General features: G+C 56.9%; 17 protein-coding genes. All 17 read left to right on the top strand.

Going from position 1 to position 19,518, the window contains the following annotated elements; translation table 11 throughout:
* Nucleotides 1-120 precede the first annotated feature (120 nt).
* The 17 genes from DXB00_RS16955 to ftsZ all read left to right on the top strand — a co-directional run bounded on the left by DXB00_RS16955 (nucleotide 121) and on the right by ftsZ (nucleotide 19,242).
* Complete coding sequence (locus DXB00_RS16955) at nucleotides 121-912, top strand: Smr/MutS family protein (protein WP_243106024.1); 792 nt, start codon at nucleotides 121-123, stop codon at nucleotides 910-912.
* Nucleotides 913-1,151: 239 nt separating this feature from the next.
* Nucleotides 1,152-1,415: an HPr family phosphocarrier protein gene (locus tag DXB00_RS02925; protein ID WP_107632189.1), complete on the top strand. Its 264-nt coding sequence runs from the start codon at nucleotides 1,152-1,154 to the stop codon at nucleotides 1,413-1,415.
* 90 nt (nucleotides 1,416-1,505) lie between these two features.
* Nucleotides 1,506-3,329 carry an excinuclease ABC subunit UvrC gene (gene uvrC / locus DXB00_RS02920; protein ID WP_119214498.1) on the top strand — a complete coding sequence of 608 codons (1,824 nt, stop codon included), beginning with the start codon at nucleotides 1,506-1,508 and terminating at the stop codon, nucleotides 3,327-3,329.
* 110 nt (nucleotides 3,330-3,439) lie between these two features.
* Nucleotides 3,440-3,991, top strand: a complete 552-nt coding sequence (gene rsmD / locus DXB00_RS02915) for a 16S rRNA (guanine(966)-N(2))-methyltransferase RsmD (protein ID WP_118285618.1) — start codon at nucleotides 3,440-3,442, stop codon at nucleotides 3,989-3,991.
* Nucleotides 3,992-3,996: 5 nt separating this feature from the next.
* Nucleotides 3,997-4,482, top strand: a complete 486-nt coding sequence (gene coaD, locus DXB00_RS02910) for a pantetheine-phosphate adenylyltransferase (RefSeq protein ID WP_118728985.1) — start codon at nucleotides 3,997-3,999, stop codon at nucleotides 4,480-4,482.
* A gap of 1 nt (nucleotide 4,483) precedes the next feature.
* The gene (locus DXB00_RS02905) at nucleotides 4,484-5,077 is read left to right on the top strand and encodes a hypothetical protein (RefSeq protein ID WP_243107145.1); all 594 of its coding nucleotides are present in this window, start codon (nucleotides 4,484-4,486) and stop codon (nucleotides 5,075-5,077) included.
* 707 nt (nucleotides 5,078-5,784) lie between these two features.
* The gene (gene mraZ, locus DXB00_RS02900; RefSeq protein WP_227600590.1) at nucleotides 5,785-6,204 is read left to right on the top strand and encodes a division/cell wall cluster transcriptional repressor MraZ; all 420 of its coding nucleotides are present in this window, start codon (nucleotides 5,785-5,787) and stop codon (nucleotides 6,202-6,204) included.
* Nucleotides 6,205-6,221: 17 nt separating this feature from the next.
* Complete coding sequence (gene rsmH, locus DXB00_RS02895) at nucleotides 6,222-7,157, top strand: 16S rRNA (cytosine(1402)-N(4))-methyltransferase RsmH (protein WP_118728984.1); 936 nt, start codon at nucleotides 6,222-6,224, stop codon at nucleotides 7,155-7,157.
* A gap of 37 nt (nucleotides 7,158-7,194) precedes the next feature.
* Nucleotides 7,195-7,692, top strand: a complete 498-nt coding sequence (locus DXB00_RS02890) for a cell division protein FtsL (RefSeq protein ID WP_118360326.1) — start codon at nucleotides 7,195-7,197, stop codon at nucleotides 7,690-7,692.
* A gap of 89 nt (nucleotides 7,693-7,781) precedes the next feature.
* Nucleotides 7,782-10,181, top strand: coding sequence for a penicillin-binding transpeptidase domain-containing protein (locus DXB00_RS02885; RefSeq protein ID WP_119214496.1), 2,400 nt, complete (start codon nucleotides 7,782-7,784; stop codon nucleotides 10,179-10,181).
* A 9-nt stretch (nucleotides 10,182-10,190) separates the two neighbouring features.
* Nucleotides 10,191-11,627, top strand: coding sequence for a UDP-N-acetylmuramoyl-L-alanyl-D-glutamate--2,6-diaminopimelate ligase (locus DXB00_RS02880; protein ID WP_119214495.1), 1,437 nt, complete (start codon nucleotides 10,191-10,193; stop codon nucleotides 11,625-11,627).
* 84 nt (nucleotides 11,628-11,711) lie between these two features.
* Complete coding sequence (locus DXB00_RS02875) at nucleotides 11,712-13,094, top strand: UDP-N-acetylmuramoyl-tripeptide--D-alanyl-D-alanine ligase (RefSeq protein ID WP_119214494.1); 1,383 nt, start codon at nucleotides 11,712-11,714, stop codon at nucleotides 13,092-13,094.
* On the top strand, nucleotides 13,091-14,074 hold the full coding sequence (mraY, locus tag DXB00_RS02870) for a phospho-N-acetylmuramoyl-pentapeptide-transferase (protein ID WP_119214493.1): 984 nt from the start codon (nucleotides 13,091-13,093) through the stop codon (nucleotides 14,072-14,074). The genes DXB00_RS02875 and mraY overlap by 4 nt, the downstream gene beginning before the upstream one ends.
* Nucleotides 14,075-14,096: 22 nt before the next feature.
* Nucleotides 14,097-15,365 (top strand): FtsW/RodA/SpoVE family cell cycle protein, encoded by a 1,269-nt coding sequence (locus DXB00_RS02865; protein WP_119214492.1) that lies wholly within the window; start codon nucleotides 14,097-14,099, stop codon nucleotides 15,363-15,365.
* 249 nt (nucleotides 15,366-15,614) lie between these two features.
* Complete coding sequence (gene murG / locus DXB00_RS02860; RefSeq protein WP_118728979.1) at nucleotides 15,615-16,754, top strand: undecaprenyldiphospho-muramoylpentapeptide beta-N-acetylglucosaminyltransferase; 1,140 nt, start codon at nucleotides 15,615-15,617, stop codon at nucleotides 16,752-16,754.
* Nucleotides 16,755-16,772: 18 nt separating this feature from the next.
* Nucleotides 16,773-17,831 carry a cell division protein FtsQ/DivIB gene (locus DXB00_RS02855; protein WP_118728978.1) on the top strand — a complete coding sequence of 353 codons (1,059 nt, stop codon included), beginning with the start codon at nucleotides 16,773-16,775 and terminating at the stop codon, nucleotides 17,829-17,831.
* A 256-nt stretch (nucleotides 17,832-18,087) separates the two neighbouring features.
* A complete protein-coding gene (gene ftsZ, locus DXB00_RS02850; RefSeq protein ID WP_110436340.1) occupies nucleotides 18,088-19,242 on the top strand; it encodes a cell division protein FtsZ in 1,155 nt (384 codons plus the stop codon).
* Nucleotides 19,243-19,518: the final 276 nt, after the last annotated feature.

The raw sequence follows: 19,518 nt of genomic DNA, 5'->3' as shown, positions 1-19,518 counted from the left end.
GCTCGTCTGGGTCTGCAGCCGACCATCATCGAGCGGGCGAAGGAGCAGGTCTCCACCGAGGACGCCCGCTTCGAGGACGTTCTGGCGGAACTGGAGCGCGAACGCCGCCGTGTCGAGCAGATGAAGGAAGAAGCGCAGCGCATGCGCTCTGCGGCGCAGTCCGAGCGCGACAAGATGCGTGCCGAGCGCGATGCCGCCGAGGATCGTGTGGACAAGATGATGGAGAGCGCCCGCGGACAGGCGGACAACATCCTCAAAAATGCCCGCATGACGGCGGAAACCGTGTTTGATGAGCTGGAAACGCTCAAAAAGAAGGCGCAGAAGAAGAACGCCGACCAGAACCTCGCGGCAGCCAAGGCGGCGCTGCGCGGTGTCATCACCCAAACCGAGAACGAACAGCGCCGCGGCATCCAGAAGCGCGTTGTCGAGGCTGACGAGATCCGTTCGGTGCAGAAGGGCGACCGCGTGCGCCTGCTCAACGTCGGCGGCGTTATTGCGACTGTGCTTGCTCCGGCGGACAGGGACGGCGGCGTGCAGGTGCAGGCCGGCCCGATGAAGATGACGGTCAAGGAGAACGAGCTGCGCCTCGTCGAGGAGAAGAAGAACGCGCCTAAGCCCAAGCCGCAGCCGCGGCGTGACGCTCCGCGCAGAGAACTCAACATCCGCTCGGCGGAAAGCGAGGTCGATGTGCGCGGCATGAGCGCCGAGGAGGCCCTCTTCGAGGTGGACAACTTCCTGTCGCGCGCCATCATGGCCGGACTGCCGTCTGTCACGGTCATCCACGGCAAGGGAACCGGCGTGCTCCGCACGGCTGTGCAGCAGCATCTGCGGAAAAACAAGCGCGTCAAGAGCGTCCGCAGCGGTGTTTACGGCGAAGGAGAGCAGGGCGTAACAATCGTCGAATTGCGCTGAGGCAATCCTGCACAGTTTACGCATAGATTTCTTTTAATGAATTATGTGGTATTGCCCTAAAAATACCTGTTTTAGGAATCGGAAACCGGCGAATAGGGCATAATGCCCTATAAATCAGTACGTTTTTTGAAAAATTCATTTAAAAAGCAAAGGGCACATCTGGAAATAGTCCTTGACGAAAATGCAAAAAAGCGATAGACTATATACAACGGATTTGAAGAAATAGGAGCGATGCAGATATGTATTCAAAAGAGGTACAGGTTACCAATCAGGTAGGCTTATATGCCCGCCCGGCAACTTTTTTCATTCAGAAGGCAAATGAGTTCAAGTCTACCATCCTGGTAGAAAAGGAAGAGCGCCGCGTAAACGCGAAGAGCCTGCTCGGCATTCTGTCCCTGGGTATCACCAAGGGCACTACCATCAACCTGATCGCTGATGGCCCGGATGAGGAAGAGGCTGTTTCCGCACTGGTTGAGCTTATCACATCCAATTTTACTGACTAAGTTATCGCGTCCTGAGGGAAAAGCGCCGGTTGTTTTGATCGGCGCTTTTATTTTTGCAAATGACGATTGAGGGCAAGGAGGGCAGTCCGCATGACAAGAGAACAGCTGAAGGAGCGCGTGCGCAGGCTGCCCATGCAGCCCGGCGTTTATATGCACAAGGATAAGACCGGAAAGGTGATTTACGTCGGCAAGGCCAAGCTGCTCCGCAACCGCGTGTCCAACTACTTCCAGCCTCCCGAACGGCTGAACGCCAAGACGCGCCAGCTGGTCAGCCATATCGATGACTTCGATATCATCGTCACGGACAGCGAGTTTGAAGCGCTCGTGCTCGAAAACTCGATGATAAAGAAGTACAAGCCGAAGTACAACATTCTGCTCAAGGACGACAAAGGCTATCCCTATGTGCGGCTGGACACCACTCTGTCCTATCCGGATTTCAAAATTGTCTCCAAGCCTGCACATGACGGAGCGCGGTACTTCGGTCCGTACATGGGCCGCGGTGCGGCAAGACGAGCGATTGATACGATCGGTGAAGCACTGCACCTGAAAAGCTGTGCGCGTTCCTTTCCGCGGGACATCGGCAAGGACCGACCGTGCCTGAATCTGCACCTCGGCCGCTGCTGTGCGCCATGCACCGGCAAGGTCAGTCCGGAGGGGTATCACGCGCTGATCGAACAGGCGATCTCGCTGTTCGAGGGCGACGCAAAAAAGCTCGAGCGTGAACTCACCGAGAAGATGAATGAAGCCGCCGAGGAACTGCAGTTTGAGCGTGCCGCCGTCCTGCGTGACCGCCTGCGTGCTATCCAGAAGCTGGGCACCAAGCAGCATGTGGTTGCCGGTGCGTTCGCAGAGCTGGACGTTATCGCCTTTGTGCAGGGACAGACCCGCGCGTGTGTCTGCGTGCTGCATTACAGCGGCGGCACGCTGCAGGATAAGGAATACACGTTCTTCCACGTCACCGAGAGCGACCCTGCCGAGGTGCTTTCCTCGTTCATCAAGCAGTATTATGCACAGCGCAATGCGGTGGCGAAAACCGTTCTGCTCTCGCACGAGATCGAGGAGCAGGACGCCGTCGGCGAATACCTTTCGTCCATCGCAGAGCGCAAGGTGGAGCTTGCCGTGCCGCAGCGCGGCGAACGCCGGGTGCTGACCCGCCTTGCGGAGAAAAACGCCTTCGAGGAGATCGAACGCAGAGAGAAGCAGTCCGAGAGACGGCATAAATCGCTTGAGCTGCTGCAGAATGTCACCGGTATGGCGGCACTGCCGCTCCGGCTGGAAGCCTACGACATTTCCAACTTCGCTGGACAGGATACGGTCGGCTCGATGATCGTGTTTGTCGAGGGTCAGCCGAAAAAGAGCGATTACCGCAAGTTTAAGATTGCGTGTGCCGCCAACGGGCAGGATGACTATGCCTCCATGCGCGAGATGCTCACGCGCCGCGTGCAGCGCTATGTAGACGGCGACGAGAAGTTTGCGCCGCTGCCCAACGCGTTCATGATCGACGGCGGTCTGGGTCATGTGCATGTCTGTAAGGAGGTGCTCGATTCGTTCGGGCTGTCTGTCCCGTGCTTCGGCATGGTCAAGGATGACCGCCACCGTACCCGTGCCCTCGTTGCACCGGACGGCCGTGAGTTCGGCATCTCGGCGACTCCGGCGCTGTTTGCGCTCATCGGCCGTATGCAGGAGGAGGTCCACCGGTTCGCCATCGAGTATAACCGCAAGCTGGGCGGCAAAAAGGTGCGCGGCTCCACACTGGATAAAATCCCGGGCGTGGGCGATAAGCGCAGAACCGACCTGCTCAAGCACTTCGGCAGCATTGAGAATATCAAGCAGGCGTCCGAGCAGGAGCTGGCAAGGATTCTGCCGAGGAATGCCGCGCAGAGCGTTTACGAATTTTTTCATCAGGATTCATAAATAGTATGAAACCGCATGATGTATCTGGGTTTCCATAGGGCGGGGTGCTCTCATCCCGCCCTACACGATAGAGTGATGTTATTGTTAAAAAATTTCAGCAGGAGGCTACCATGAGAGTTGTATCCGGAACTGCGCGGGGCTGTAAATTGCAGCCCGTGCCCGGCATGAACACCCGCCCGACCACCGATCGGGTAAAAGAAAACGTATTCAATCTGATACAGGATCATGTGCGCGGTGCCGAGGTGCTCGACCTGTTTGCGGGCACCGGTCAGCTTGGCATTGAGGCGCTCTCGCGCGGCGCTGCGCACTGCGATTTTGTCGAGCACAACAAGGCAGCTTACGGCATCGTGAGCAAAAACGTCGAAAGTGCGCGTGTGAAGGATAAGGCGGCGCTCCACCGCACGGAGGCAGCGGAATTTGTTTCCAAAGCAGGCAGGGAACGGTACGACGTGATCTTTCTGGATCCTCCGTACGGCGGCGTGATCTTAGAAAATGCGCTGAAACAGATAGAAACGTTTGACATTCTCTCTGTAAATGGTATAATAATATGCGAAAGTGCAGTAGAGGACAGATTCTCCCACGGCTTCGCAGTCGTGCGGGAACGCCGCTACGGCGCAACCATGATTACCATTCTGCAGCGGCAGAGTGGCGAAACGGAATGAAATAAATGAAAATTGCGATTTATCCGGGCAGCTTTGACCCTGTTACACTGGGACATCTGGATATCATCCGCCGTGCGTCGGTCATGTTTGACCGGCTGATCGTTGCGGTAATGCACAACCAGAACAAAAAACCCGCTTTTTCCGCCGAGGAACGTGTGGGATTCTTAAAGCGGACAACGGCTGACCTGCCGAACGTCGAGGTGGAATCCTTCGGCGGCCTGCTGGCAGACTACGCCAAGCAGAAAAACGCATGCGCCATCGTAAAGGGTCTGCGTGCGGTTTCGGATTTTGAATACGAATTCCAAATGGCACTTGCCAACCGCAAGCTCAATCCTGAGCTGGATACCGTGTTTTTGATGACAAGTGCGGAATATATGTACCTCTCTTCCTCGATCGTGAAGGATATTGCGGTACACGGCGGCGGTGTCGCCGATTTTGTTCCCGAGGGGATTATGCAGGACATTGTGCGCCGAATTAGAAAGGGAGAGTAAAATGGCAACTTTAGAGGAACTCATTAACCGCATGTATGATATGGTGCAGGACGCAAAGGGCATTCCGCTGGCAGGCGAGAAGTGCATCGTAGAGCGTGACCACATGCTGGATATGCTGGACGAGCTGCGTGAGGCTCTGCCGAACGATCTGCAGCAGGCACAGGAAATTGTTGCAAAGCGCAGTGAGATGCTGGCATCCGGCAAGCGCGAGGCTGAGGCGATCCGCCGTCAGGCTGAGGAGGATGCACGTCAGATGGTCTCCGAGACCGAGATCGTCGTAGCGGCACGCCGCAAGGCCAAGGAAGTACAGGCAACGCCGAGATTCAGGCTCGTGAGCTGCGCCGCGTGGCAAATGAGTACTGCGAGGATACCCTCAAGCGTACCGAGGAGGCAGTGGCTCTCGGTCTGGAGGAGGTCCGCAAGGCACGCCAGCGCTTCAAGAGCATCGCAAAGTAAAACCGAAATGCAGGCAGTCACCTTCGGGTGGCTGCTTTTTCGTGTTCTTTGCGGTACCGGCACAACGGGAATTCTGCGTAGCCTTTCTCGGCACAGGGTGACTGGGAGACACGAACTGCGTGAGCGTGTTCGTTTCTAACGGGCGGGAGTTTTTCGCCGGATAGGCGAACGGTTCTTGCCTGCGCGGCGGGCGCACAAGAGGGTAGACACCAAGGTTTCCACCCTCTTGTGAATCACCCCTTTCCTAAAAGAGTCTGGCGCAAACCAGAGAGCGGCGACCGCTGCGAAATAGAGGAACGGCAGTTGGGTTACCGTTGCGTGCCTTTCGTGAAAAATTTGCAGTTCACAGACAGCGTACTGCTACACATATCGGCAACTCTACGCTGGGTGCGGCATGACAGTGCCGCACAATTTGCTTACGCGTTGTTGCGGACGGCACCTGCGAATTTTATTTGATAACAGCCGTCACTTTGTCTGCACCACGCCATCACCCACTCCTCACCACCGGCACCGAAAAAGAGAACCTTACACCCACTTTGTGCCACCAACCTGAAAAATGTCCGGCTGAGATTGCACAAAAATACACACTCTGTGGATAAGCTTTGGGATAACTCTCCACTTCGCAGTAAAATGCAGGAAAACACCGCATACGAACACAATCGAACAACTGTTCGTAAAAATTGCGAAAACTATAAAATTTGCAAGAAAAACGCCCGAATTTTTCGTGCAATAATGCAAAAAATATCTTGCAATCTATTCTCCGTACCGCTATAATAAAATCAAGGTGGAGAGTTGTGGGGTAAAGTGTCACAAATTCCACCAAAGCGGAAGGGTAGGTGTGAATGAGTGAAGGGCGAATACAAGCATTCCATAGACGCTAAGGGTCGTCTGGCAATGCCGGCCAAGCTGCGCGAGGAGCTCGGCGAGCACTTCACGGTCACCAAGGGCCTCGATGGCTGTCTGTCCGTATATCCGGAAGCGGAATGGAAGCGTCTGGAGGACAAGATCCGCACGCTTGGCAACGGCGAAAAGGCAAGACGCGTCAAGCGCTACTACTTCGCCAATGCGTTCGATGCACAGCTCGACGCACAGGGCCGCATCCTCATTCCCGCAAATCTGCGTACCTTTGCGGAGCTGCAGAAGGATGTTACCGTGATCGGTCAGCTCGACCACGCGGAAATCTGGAACAGCGACAAGTGGCGCGCTTACAATGACGAGATCGACGCGGAAGTTGTTGCCGCGGACGTAGAAGATATTGATTTTTAACAAAAGGGCAGGGAACTATGGAATTTCATCATGTATCCATTTTGCTTGAGCCTTGCCTTGAGGCTCTGCAGATCAAGCCGGACGGCGTTTATGTGGACGCCACGACCGGCGGCGCCGGTCACTCGCTCCGCATTGCGGAGCGTTTGCATGATACCGGTCGTTTGATTTGCATTGACAGAGATGACGAAGCACTCGAAAACGCGATGGACCGCCTCAAGGATGTGTGGCAGCGTGTCACACCGGTCAAGAGCGACTTCCGCGATATCGACAAGGTGCTCGAGGGACAGGGACTGGCAGGTGCGGACGGCATTCTGTTCGACCTCGGCGTTTCCTCTCCACAGCTGGATCATGCCGAGCGCGGCTTTTCCTACATGCAGGATGCGCCGCTCGATATGCGCATGGACCGGCAGCAGAAGCTGACCGCATATGATGTGGTGAACGGCTGGAGCCGTGAGGAGATCCGCCGCATTCTGTTTGAGTACGGCGAGGAGCGCTACGCACCGCTGATCGCAGCGGCGATCGAGCGCGAACGCGCAGACAAGCCGATCCAGACCACGCTGGAGCTTGTCCGTGTAATCAAGGGCGCCATGCCCGCGAAAGCGCTGCGAGAAAAGCAGCATCCGGCGAAGCGCAGCTTTCAGGCGATCCGCATTGCGGTAAACGATGAGCTGGGCGCGGTGCGGGAAGCAATGGAAAAAGCCATCGACTGTCTCAATCCGGGCGGTAGACTGGCGGTCATCACCTTCCACAGCCTGGAGGACCGCATCGTCAAGGCGGCTTTTCAGCAGGCGGCACAGGGCTGCACCTGTCCGAAGGACTTTCCGGTATGCATCTGCGGCAAAAAGCCGAAGGTTCGGCTGACGCCGCGCAAGCCGATCCTGCCGGATGAAAGGGAAATTGAGGAGAATCCGCGCGCCCGAAGCGCGAAGCTCCGGGTTTGTGAAAAAATCTAAACCGAAAAAGCAAATTCAAAAGAAAGGAAAGCGCAAGATGGCTTCTGGCAGGAACAACGCGGCAAGAAAATATGAAGATCAGGTTCCTGCGCAGCGTGAGGTACAGCCGAAACGCCATCTGCAGGTAGCGGCAGCGCCGGTCAAGAAAAAGAAGCACCGCCGCAAGCCTGCTGTGATGCAGGGCGTGTATCCGTGCATTTTTCTGGTGGCGATCACGGCGGCGTTTATCCTGTTCTGCCAGATGCAGCTGACCCAGCTTACCGCGGAAGCGAGTGAGCAGAGCGACCTGCTCAGCGAGCTGCAGTCGGAGAATGTTTCTCTGACGACCAAGCAGATGAACAGCATGAACATGGATGAGGTAGAGCAGTACGCCACGGACACGCTCGGAATGGTCAAGATGGACAATTCGCAGATCGAATATGTGGAGCTGACCAATCCGGATCTTGTCACCGTTGCAGACGACAGCATGACGCTGCACGGTCTGTGGAGCGCACTGGCAGCGCGCTTTTCCGCACTTGTGGAATATATCCGATAAGCAGTTGAATACAATGCGTACAGGGGAGTGAGAGGTGGATAACTTCTGACTCCTTACGCTTTTTCAGGAACAATATGGAGGCTGACTAAATGGCAGTTAAGGGACCCAACCATCAAATGCGCACGCGTATCCGCGGACTGACCGTGCTGTTTGCACTGATCGGTTTCGGGCTGGTAGGCGTGCGGCTGCTGTATATGCAGGTATTCAATCACGATTTCTATGTGCAGCAGGCGACAGCGCTGCAGACGCGCGACACGTTCATCACGCCCAACCGCGGCAAGATCTACGACGCGAACATGCAGGTTCTGGCTGAATCCGCCGCTGTAGAGCGCATTACGGTCGATCCGAAGGCCGTTGTGGACGAGAGCAAGGTCAAGAAGGGCATCACGGCGGAAAGTCAGCAGCAGACGCTTGCGACCATCCTGTCCGAAACGCTGGATGTGGATTACGATACCGTGATGGAGAAGCTCCGGAAGACGAACTCGCAGTACGAAATTATCGCGCAGAAGGTCGATAAGGACGTATCCAAGGAACTGGATGAGAAGCTCGAAGCGGCAGACTGCACCGGCGTCTACTCCGAGCCGGATACCAAGCGGTACTATCAGCACGGCGCCTTCCTGTCTGCGGTTCTGGGATACGTCGGCAGCGACAACAACGGCGCGTACGGCCTGGAATCCGAGTATAACGACGAGCTTTCCGGCACGGCGGGCCGTCTGGTGCGCGTGCAGAACCAGCAGAACAAGGACATTATGCCGGAGACCCAGCAGTATATCCCTGCGACGGACGGCAACTCTCTTGTGCTGACCATCGACAGCGATATCCAGAACTATCTGGAAAAGCACCTCGAGACCGCACTGGCCGACAATCCGGAGGCGCGAGACGGCGTTTCCGGCATCGTCATGGACGTCAAGACCGGTGAGGTGCTCGCCATGGCGAACCTGCCGGACTTTGATCCGAACGATGCCTACAAGCTGACGAGCGACAAGTATATCAACGAACTTAAGGAAAATGTTGCGAAAATCCTCAAGGAAGAGAACGTAAAGGTCGAAATTCCGGATGCCTGGTATGAGAAGGGCGGTCTGGACAATCTGCCGGAGGCGATTCATGACAATTCTGATCTGGTGGATGAGCTGGGCAGCGCCCGCGTCAATATCCTGATGAAAACGTGGCGCAATCCGGTTATCGCGGATAACTACGAGCCGGGCTCCACCTTCAAGCTGATGACGGTCTCCACCGCGTATGATCTGGGTGCTACCCATGCCGAGGACACCTACTACTGCGGTGGCTCCCTGCAGGTGGAGAACTGGGAAATCAAGTGTGCAAACACAAGCGGCCACGGCATGCAGACGCTGACCGAAGCCTTGATGAATTCCTGCAACGTAGCGATGATGCAGATTGCCCAGAGCGTCGGCATGGATCGGTTTTACAACTTTTACAAGGCGTTCGGCCTGACCGAGCCGACCGGCATCGACCTGCCGGGTGAGGGCAAGGGTCAGTTCCATAAACTGGATGTTGCCAGTGACTGGAACGAAGTCGCACTGGCAACCGCATCGTTCGGTCAGCGCTTCACGGTAACGCCGATTCAGATGCTGAACATGGTCTGCGCGATCGTGGACGATGGCAAGCTGAAAAAGCCGTACGTCGTCAAGGAAGTGCTGAGCGGAGACGGCTCGGTCAAGTCTACGAACGAGACCGAGGTGGTCCGACAGGTCATTTCCGAGGATACCTCCGCTTACATGCGCGAGGCGATGGAGCAGGTTGTCGCAAACGGCACCGGCAAGAACGCGTATGTGCCCGGCTACCGCGTCGGCGGCAAGACTGCGACCTCCGAGATTCAGCCCGAATACGACAGTGACGGCAAGGTGCTCGATACCGAGGACCGCTACACGGCCTCCTTCATCGGCGTAGCGCCGATGGACGACCCGCAGATCGCGGTTCTGGTCGCCATCAACGACCTGCCGGAATCCGCAACGCATACCGGCGGTACGATTGCCGCTCCGGTTGTCGGCCGCATCATGGAGGATGTGCTGCCGTATATCGGCATTACGCCGGTCTATGACGACAGCGAGAGCGACCGCCGCGAGCTGACCGTGCCGAGTGTATCCGGCAAGACGCGCGATGATGCGATTTCCACGCTGTCCGACGCAGGCTTTGACTGCATCATCAAGGGCGACGGCGATACCGTCACCGATCAGGTGCCGAATGCAGGCATGCGCATTGCGGCCAGCGGCAAGGTTATCGTCTACATGGGCGAGGAAAAGCCGACTGAGGCCGTTGAAGTGCCCAATCTGTCCGGCATGTCGCCGGATGAGTGCCGCGATACGCTGGAGGAGTACGGTCTGTACCTCAAGCAGAAGGGTGTTTCGTCCGCGCAGATCACAGGCGATACTACCGCGACCAAGCAGAGTCCGGAGGCCGGTACCAAGGTAAGCCTCGGTGCGGTTGTCACGGTAGAATTTTCCGATACAACGACGGTCAACGACCGATAGGAGGAAATTATGAAATTACAGGAACTTTTGAAGGATGTAGCAGTGAAAAACAGCACTGCCGCACAGGATATCGAGATCAAGGAAGTGCGTTACGACTCCCGCGCGGTACAGCCGGGCGACCTGTTTGTAGCCATCCGCGGCTACGCGACCGACGGCCACAAGTACATCGCCAAGGCGATGGAGCAGGGCGCGGCAGCCGTTGTCTGCGAGGAGGCGCCGGAGGGCGTCCCCGCAGTCGTTGTGGAGAATTCTCGTATCGCGCTGGCTGAGATTGCGGCAAACCGCTTCGGTCATCCGGCAGAGAGCATGGTCATGCTCGGCGTGACCGGCACCAACGGCAAGACCACCACGACCTACCTCGTCAAGCACATGCTTGAGGACGCAGGCCACAAGGTGGGTCTGATCGGCACCAACCAGAACCTCATCGGTGATGAAGTGATCGAAACCGAGCGCACCACGCCGGAATCCTACGAGCTGCACGCACTGTTTGCCCGCATGAGAGACGCAGGCTGCACGCATGTGATCATGGAGGTTTCCTCGCACTCTCTGGTGCTTGACCGCGTGCACGGCATTCCGTTTGCGGTTGGCGCGTTCACCAATCTGACGCAGGATCACCTCGATTTCCATAAGACCATGGAGGAGTACCGCAAGGCAAAGGCGCTGCTGTTCTCCATCAGTAAGAAGGGTGTTATCAATCTGGATGACGCTGCGGCGGAGAAGATGCTCGCGGACGCAAAGTGCCCGTGCATGACCTTCTCCTGCGGCAAGCCGGAGGCCGATCTCGAAGCCACAGACCTGCAGCTGCACGCGGACGGCGTGGAGTTTACCGCACAGTATCAGGGTGAAAAGGCAGATGTCAAGCTGCCGATTCCGGGTCATTTCTCGGTCGAGAATGCACTGACTGCGCTCGGTATCGTGCTGCAGCTCGGCATGCCGCTTGCGGATGCGGCGAAGTCCATGGCAACTGCAACCGGCGTCAAGGGCCGTGTTGAGGTCGTGCCGACCGATACGGATTACACCGTGCTCATCGACTACGCACACTCGCCGGACGGCGTGGAGAACGTGCTCAAGGCCGTTCGCGGCTTTGCAAAGGGCCGTGTCGTTGCTCTGTTCGGCTGCGGCGGCGACCGCGACCGCACCAAGCGCCCGAAGATGGGTAAAATTGCGGCGGATCTCGCGGACTTCTGCGTTGTAACGAGCGATAATCCGCGCACCGAGGAGCCGAAGGCCATCATCGACGACATTCTCGAAGGCATGAAGGATTCGGATACGCCGATGCAGGTCATCGTGGACCGTCCGGAGGCGATCCACTGGGCACTTGCACACGCACAGAAGGACGATATCATCGTGCTGATGGGCAAGGGACATGAGACCTATCAGGAAGTAAACCATGTGAAGCACCACATGGATGAACGCGAGATCGTAGCGGATTATTTCAAGAAGTAAGAAACGGCAGACGGGCGCACACTGTGCGCCCATACGCCTGAATGGACAAAGAAGTAAAATGGGAAGAAAACTGGGGGAAACGGCATGGAACGATTTACATTAGCGCAGGTGGCGGCATGGACACACGGCGAAGCGAGAGGCGAGGCGGCTCTGACGGCAGTCACGACCGATTCGCGGCAGATCCCGCCGGAGGCGCTGTTCCTGCCGATCAAGGGCGAGCGGTTTGACGCGCACGATTTCATCGGCAAGGCGATCGAGAACGGCGCGGCCGCCGTGATGAGCCATCGAGAAAACGAGGAATATCCGGTGCCGGCGCTGTACGTTGAGAACACCTCGCAGGCGCTGCTCGACCTCGCGGGCGGCTACCGCACGATGTGCGGCGGCAAAGTCGTCGGCGTGACCGGCTCGGTCGGCAAGACCACCACCAAGGAGCTACTGTATGCCGTTCTCTCGCAGGGTTTCCGCGCACAAAAGACAGAAGGCAACCTGAATAATGAGATCGGTCTGCCGCTGACGCTCATGCGTATGACCCGGGATACCGAAGTGCTGGTAGCAGAGATGGGCATGAACCATTTCGGTGAGCTTTCCCGCATGACGGCGGCTGCCAAGCCGAATCTGGCGGTTATCACCAACATCGGCACCTCGCATATCGAGTTTCTTGGCTCGCGTGAGGGCATCTGCAAGGCCAAACTGGAGATTCTCGAGGGTCTGCAGGAGGGCGGCGCGGCTGTTCTCTGCGGCGATGAGCCGCTTCTGTGGGACAAACGCGAGAGCCTCGGCTGCAAGGTGGTAACTTATGGCATCGAAAATTCCGCCTGCGACCTTACTGCGGACTTGCACAGCGACGGTACATTTGATATAGTAAATAACGGTCTTGCCGCGGCGCACCTGCCGGTCGGAGAGAAATTCACCGCGAAGCTGAGTATTCCGGGCAAGCATAACGTGCTCAATGCACTGGCGGCGGCAGCCGTCGGTCTGCTGCTCGGTGAAACACCCGAGCTGATCGCGCAGGGACTTGTCAGCTATCAGGCGAGCGGCATGCGCCAGAACATCTATGAGCAGGATGGCTACCAAATCTATGCGGACTGCTACAATGCAAGTCCGGATGCGATGGAGGCTACGCTGTCCGTGCTCGGCGGCATGGCCGGGGACGGCCGCCGGTTTGCGGTTCTCGGCTCGATGCTTGAGCTTGGCGATTACGCCGAGGAAGGTCATCGCCGTGCCGGTCGTGCGGCGGCGCAGTACGCGGACGCCCTGTACGCCTACGGTCCGGATGCAGCGGCCATGGTAGCCGGTGCCAGGGAGAAGGGCATGGAGCATGCGTATGCGTTCGACGACCAGACCGCGCTTGTCGCGGCACTGCGCGAGGACGCGAAAAAAGGAGACGCGCTGCTATTCAAGGGCAGCCGCGGCATGCGCATGGAACGCGCACTTGCAATGTTTTTAGGGGAGGAAGTTGAAGCATGAAACAGGCTGTGCTTGTTTTCGCAATCGCACTGGTGATTACGCTGGCTATCGGTCCGGCGGTCATCAATTATCTGCGAAAAATGAAATTCGGTCAGAAGATTCTCGAAATCGGACCGAAATGGCACATGAACAAACAGAATATCCCGACAATGGGCGGCTTTATGTTTATTATCGGTATCGCGGCGGCAGTCATTATCGGTAATATCGTGATGGGTGAGATTTCGGTCTCGTCGCTGGCGGTGCTCGGCCTTGCCGTGGCCTACGGTGCGGTCGGTCTGGTCGATGACTATGCTAAGATCAAGAAAAAGGAAAATGCGGGTCTGACCCCGAAGCAGAAGCTGGTGCTCCAGATTCTGGTTGCCGGCGTGTTTGTGCTCGTGCTGTTCCTGGGGTCGAGCGGTCTGCCGCAGCTGTGGATTCCGTTCACGGGCATTTCGTTCAGCTGGCCGTGGCCGCTGTACATCGTGTTCGCGGCCTTCGTTATCGTCGGCGCGGACAACGCCGTCAATCTGACCGACGGCATCGACGGTCTGGCGGCAAGCGTTACGCTTCCGGTTGCCATCTTCTTCGTGTTCGTCGGCTTCCGTCGCGGAGACATGGGCGTTGTGATCTTCTCGGCGGCACTCGCGGGTGCGCTGCTGGGCTTCCTGCGCTATAACTTCAACCCGGCCAAGGTGTTCATGGGCGATACCGGCTCGCTGTTCCTCGGCGGTGCGGTTGCCGGTCTGGCATTTGCGTGTGAAATGCCGCTCATCCTGCTGCTGGTCGGCCTGATCTACATCATCGAAACGCTGTCCGTTATCCTGCAGGTCACCTACTTCAAGGCGACCCACGGCAAGCGCCTGTTCAAGATGGCGCCGATCCACCACCACTTTGAAATGTGCGGCTGGTGCGAGAAGAAAATCGTGCTGGTATTCACCGGCATCACGGTTGTGCTGTGCCTGCTGGCCTACCATGTGGCGCTCGCATCGCTGTTTTAATTCGTAATTCGGAGGTAACCCTATGGCTTCGACAACTGGAAAGACGAATCCGCAGTACCGGCCGGCATCGCGCCGTCCCATGCCGCGGAATGCGCCGAGCGGCAAACCGGCGCGTCCTTCGCGGGAGCCGGTGCCGAAGGAGCGTTACCATACCGGCACCGCAAAGCCGAAGCGCAGACGCATGCGCAGCATGAAGGCGCACATCTGGGATACCGGTGTATTCTTCTCGGTGCTGCTGCTGCTGATCACCGGTCTGATTGCGCTGTTCTCGGCAAGCTATACCAACGCGATGTTCTACAAGGGCAGCGCGACATACTTTATCATGCGTCAGGGCATTTTCGCCGCGATCGGTCTTGCGGCGATGATCGTTCTTTCCAAGATTCCGTACCGCATGTACGCGGGCATTCACAACATCATCATGTGGATATCGGTCGCGCTGCTGATTCTGGTTGTGATACCGGGCATCGGTACAACGGTTAATAATGCACAACGCTGGCTGTTCGGCTTTCAGCCGTCTGAGATCGCAAAGCTGACCGTCATCATCTGCTTTTCCTACTGGGTAGCGCGTGACCCGAAGAGCGTGCGCAGCGTCAAGACCATGGTGCAGCCGTACGGTCTGCTGCTGGCGCTGTACATCGGTCTGCTGTACCTGGAGCCACATACCTCGGCGATGATCATCATCTGCGGCATCGGCATTATCATCCTGCTGGCAGGCGGTATGCGCCTGTGGTACTTTGCGCCGATTTTGGGACTGGGTGCAGGCGTAGTTGCGGCATTCTATGTTGCGTTTAAGCATGTACGAGACCGTTTTGAAGTCTGGCTCAATCCGTTTTCGGATATGGCGAACAAAGGTCTGCAAGGCTCGATGAGCCAGATTGCCATCGGCTCGGGCGGCCTGCTCGGACGCGGACTCGGCAACGGCCTGCAGAAGCAGCTGTACCTGCCGGAGCCGCATAACGACTTCATCTTTGCCACCTGGTGCGAGGAGATGGGTCTGATCGGCGCTCTGCTGGTTATTCTGCTGTTCGCGTACCTTATTTACCGCGGATTCCGTGTGGCGCGCTATGCACCGGATAAATTCGGCAGTCTTCTGGCGACCGGTATCACCGCCAAGCTGGCTATCCAGACGCTGATGAACCTGTTCGTTGTCACCGGCATCATGCCGGTAACCGGCGCGGCTCTGCCGTTTTTCAGCTATGGCGGCACAGCGTTGCTGCTGCAGCTCGGCGAGATGGGCATCCTGCTCAATATATCGCGGTATATGCGGATTGACGGAAGAAATCAGGATTAAGTTATGGCAATACCGCATAATTTTCGCAAAGCGCCGCGGCAGCGCGACCGGAGCCTGCGCAAGAAGCCGCTGCTTTAATTGTGCGGTGTTGCCTTATGCAAATCGAGGCTGTTTGCAGCATACAAACAGCCTCGATGACTGTGATATTGCTGTCAGGCAGTACCACATGATCCGGTAAACAGACTTTGCCGGACCATGTGATCCTACCTTGCATTTGAAAAGTAACAAACAGGAGAGGGGAACTCAGTTTTGAAACTGTACATTACGGGAGGCGGCACGGGCGGTCACGTTACACCGGGGCTTGCCATTGCACGCTATTTTGAAAAAAAGCAGCCGCAGACGACGGTGCGTTTTGCCGGTTCGGCACGCGGCATTGAAAATAAGCTGGTCCCGCGTGAGGGATACCCGCTGGACACCATCGAGATCATCGGCATGTCGCGCTCGATGAGCCCGAAGGGCATTCTGCACAATCTGAAGGCGGCAAAGCTGGCTGTCTCGGCGGTCAGCAAGGCGAAAAAGCTGCTGAAGCAGGCCAAGCCGGACTGCGTGATCGGCTGCGGCGGCTATGCGTCGTTCGCGGTGGTACGCGCGGCACAGCAACTCGGCATTCCGACCGTGCTGCTCGAGGTCAACGCGCTGCCCGGCAAGGTAACGCAGATGCTTGCAAAGGACGCGGACCGCGTACTCGTTTGCTTTGAACAGGCAAAGGAGCTGCTCGGCGGCGGAGATAAGATCATTCTGACCGGTGCGCCGGTGCGCGGTGAGATTCTGGCTGCGGACCGCGTAAAGGCACGCGAGAAGTTCGGCCTGACCGATGATGACCAGCTGGTCGTATCCTTCTGGGGCTCGATGGGTGCAAAGTACATGAACGAGCACATGGCCGGTGAGCTGGCGCTCGAATGTAAAAACGGCGTGCCCTATCACCATGTTCACGCAACCGGTGCGGCGGCCTGTGAGTGGCTGCCCAGAATGGCGAAGGAGCAGGGCGCCGACTTTGACGCGCACCCGAACATCGAAGTGACCGAGTACATCTACGACATGGCCGACCGCATGGCGGCGGCTGACCTGATCGTGTGCCGCGCAGGTGCGGCCACTCTCGGTGAGCTGTGCATGCTCGGCCGTCCGGCACTGCTGGTGCCGTCTCCGTATGTGGCGGAGAACCACCAGGAGAAGAACGCGCGCGCGCTCGAAAAGGAGGGCGGCTGCCGTGTTCTGCTCGAGAAGAACGCCAATCCGCAGGTGCTGTACGACGAGATTCAGGATCTGCTGAGCGACCGCGACCGTCTGCACCGGATGGGGCACGACGCGACAAAGCTGGCAGCGCACGATGCAAGCGAGAAGATCTATCAGGAGATCCTCTGGGCAATCGAAAACCATGGCAAGAAGTAACAAAGAAGGGATGCTGTGATGAGACGCAGAAGGCGAAAAAAGCACACGCCCGACCGGATGGAGCAGCAGCGTCGCGGCAGGAAAATCTTTCGTGTGCTGGGACGCGTGCTGCTGACCGGTATTGTTCTGGCGGCTGCCGTGGTGGCGATGACCGTGTTCTTCAAGGTTAAGACCATTTCGGTGGAAGGCGCCAAGCAGTACGGCTCGGAGGAGCTGATCGCCGGTATGGATATTCAAAAGGGCGATAATCTCTATCTGTGGAACAAAAACCGCGTATTGTCCGACCTGATGCACAGCTTCCCGTATCTGGAAAGCGCACAGCTGCGCCGCAAGCTGCCGGATGGACTGGTGCTGACTGTCACCGAATGCACAGCGGCGGCTGCCGTGAGGAATGAGGATAACACGTTCACTTATATCAGTGCGGGCGGCAAGGTGCTCGAGAACAACGCCGCGGACGGCGGTCTGCCGACCGTGCTCGGCGTTACGCTGAATGCGCAGATTGGGGATTTCCTTGCTACCGGCACGGATGCACACGTTGACGCTATGCTGAACGTGCTGGAGAACATGGATGCCGCCGGGCTGCTCGAAAAGATGAGCTTCCTCAATCTGAACGACCTGACCGATGTGCGCATCGGCTATGACAAGCGGTTCGACATCCGCGCAGGCTCACTGGATGATCTGACGTACCGTCTTCGGTTTGCACAGACCGTTATCAGCGATCGCCTTTCGGCATCGGATATCGGGCGGCTGTACTGGGATGCGCAGAACCGTCTGCACTTTGTGCCGGAGACGGCGGAGGATGTAGCGCGCTCCGGTACCGACCAGGCAGGTGACAATCCGGTGACCTCGCCGGCGTACACCAATCCGGACGGCGAAGTCGGCACGACCGACAATACGAACGGCGATGACTCGACCGATTCGAGCAGCGACAGCTCGGATAGTTCGGATAACTCGGATGATTCCGATGATTCGGATTACTCGGACGATTCGTCCTATGACGATTCCTACGATGACAGCAGTTATGACGATTCGTACGACGAATCGTATTACGACGACAGCTACGATGGCGAAGGCTGAGCTTTTTCTGCCTATACTGGCGAAAATAACCGAAAACACAAGGGAAAACGCGAAAAAATACAGCCTTTTTCCGTATCGCCCGCCGGTTTGCGGGAAAGACACGGAAAAGATTAAGTTTTTTTGAGGAATTCGCTAATTCCTGTTGCAAAATAGAATAAATCGAGGTAAAATTAAAACAATAGGGGCGAAGTGCCCTCAAACGCGGTAATTGATAATCAAAGAACGATTCTTTATCATAAAACGGAGGACAACGACAATGGGTTTTGAGTTTGAACAGGGCTTGGATAACGTAGTAAACATTAAGGTCATCGGTGTCGGCGGCGGCGGCGGCAACGCTGTAAACCGCATGGTCGAGAACGGTGTACAGGGTGTTGAGTTCGTTTCCATCAACACGGATATGCAGGCTCTGAATTATTCGCAGGCCACCACGAAGATCCAGATCGGCGAGAAGCTGACCAAGGGTCAGGGCGCAGGCGCAAATCCGGAGATCGGCCGCAAGGCTGCTGAGGAGAGCAAGGATCAGATCGCAGCGGCTCTCGCTAACACCAATATGGTATTTATCACCGCTGGCATGGGCGGCGGCACCGGCACCGGTGCAGCTCCGGTTGTTGCACAGATCGCTCGTGAGCTGGGCATCCTGACGGTCGGCGTTGTTACCCGTCCGTTCGCATTCGAGGGCAAGAAGCGTCTCGAGCAGGCGCTGAGCGGCATCGAAGAGCTGAACAAGAACGTAGACTCCCTCGTTATCATCCCGAACGAGCGTCTGAAGTATGTATCCGAGCAGAAGATCACCTTCAAGAACGCATTCGAGATCGCTGACGGCGTTCTGCGTCAGGCAGTTAAGAACATTTCCGAGCTGATCACCGTTCCGGGCTTCATCAACCTGGACTTTGCGGACGTTACCTCCGTCATGAAGGACGCAGGCTTCGCTCACATCGGCACCGGCTCCGCTGCAGGCAAGGACAAGGCTGCAGAGGCTGCACGCGAGGCAATTTCCAGCCCGCTGCTCGAGACTTCCATCGACATGGCTCACGGCGTTATCGTTTCCGTTATCGGCTCTGACGATATCGGCCTGGATGAAGTTGAGACCGCAGCTACCATGGTTCAGCAGGCGGCTCATCCGGATGCACACATCATCTTCGGTGCATTCATCGACGAGAACATGGACGACGAGATCCGCGTTGTTGTAATCGCAACCGGTTTCGACAATGTTCCGAACTCCGCAAAGATGAGCATGGACGGCAATAAGGACAAGGATTCCGGCTCCACCGGCCTGTTCACCGAGGCTGCTACCGCAGCGGCTGACAAGAAGCCGGCTCGCGCATCCGCTTCCAAGCCGTCGTCCGATGTTGGCTCTGACGATGCTGCATTTGATGTTCTGATGCGCATCTTCGATAAGGACAACCGATAATCTAACTGATAGCTATTCAAAACAGCCCGTAACAGGGCTGTTTTGTCAGGTATGGGAAGGTTAATTTTAAGGCAACACCGCACAATTAAAGCAGCGGCGCTTTGCGGAAATTTTGTATTCTGATTTTGTTGCGATTTCTTGCAATACGGCAAGTATTGCTGCGAAACCGCGCCTCATCAGTACGCAAAATTTATTCGCAAATCGCTCTTGTTCAATTATGCGGTATTGTCTTAAATGAAATCCATATTAAAGGAGAGTGATCACCGTGAGTACGGA

The organism is Butyricicoccus sp. OF10-2, assembly GCF_003481925.1.
GTDB classification, from domain to species: Bacteria; Bacillota; Clostridia; order Oscillospirales; family Butyricicoccaceae; genus Agathobaculum; species Agathobaculum butyriciproducens.
Note: the sequence above shows the minus strand (reverse complement) of the source record. Positions and strands in the feature narration are given on the sequence as shown.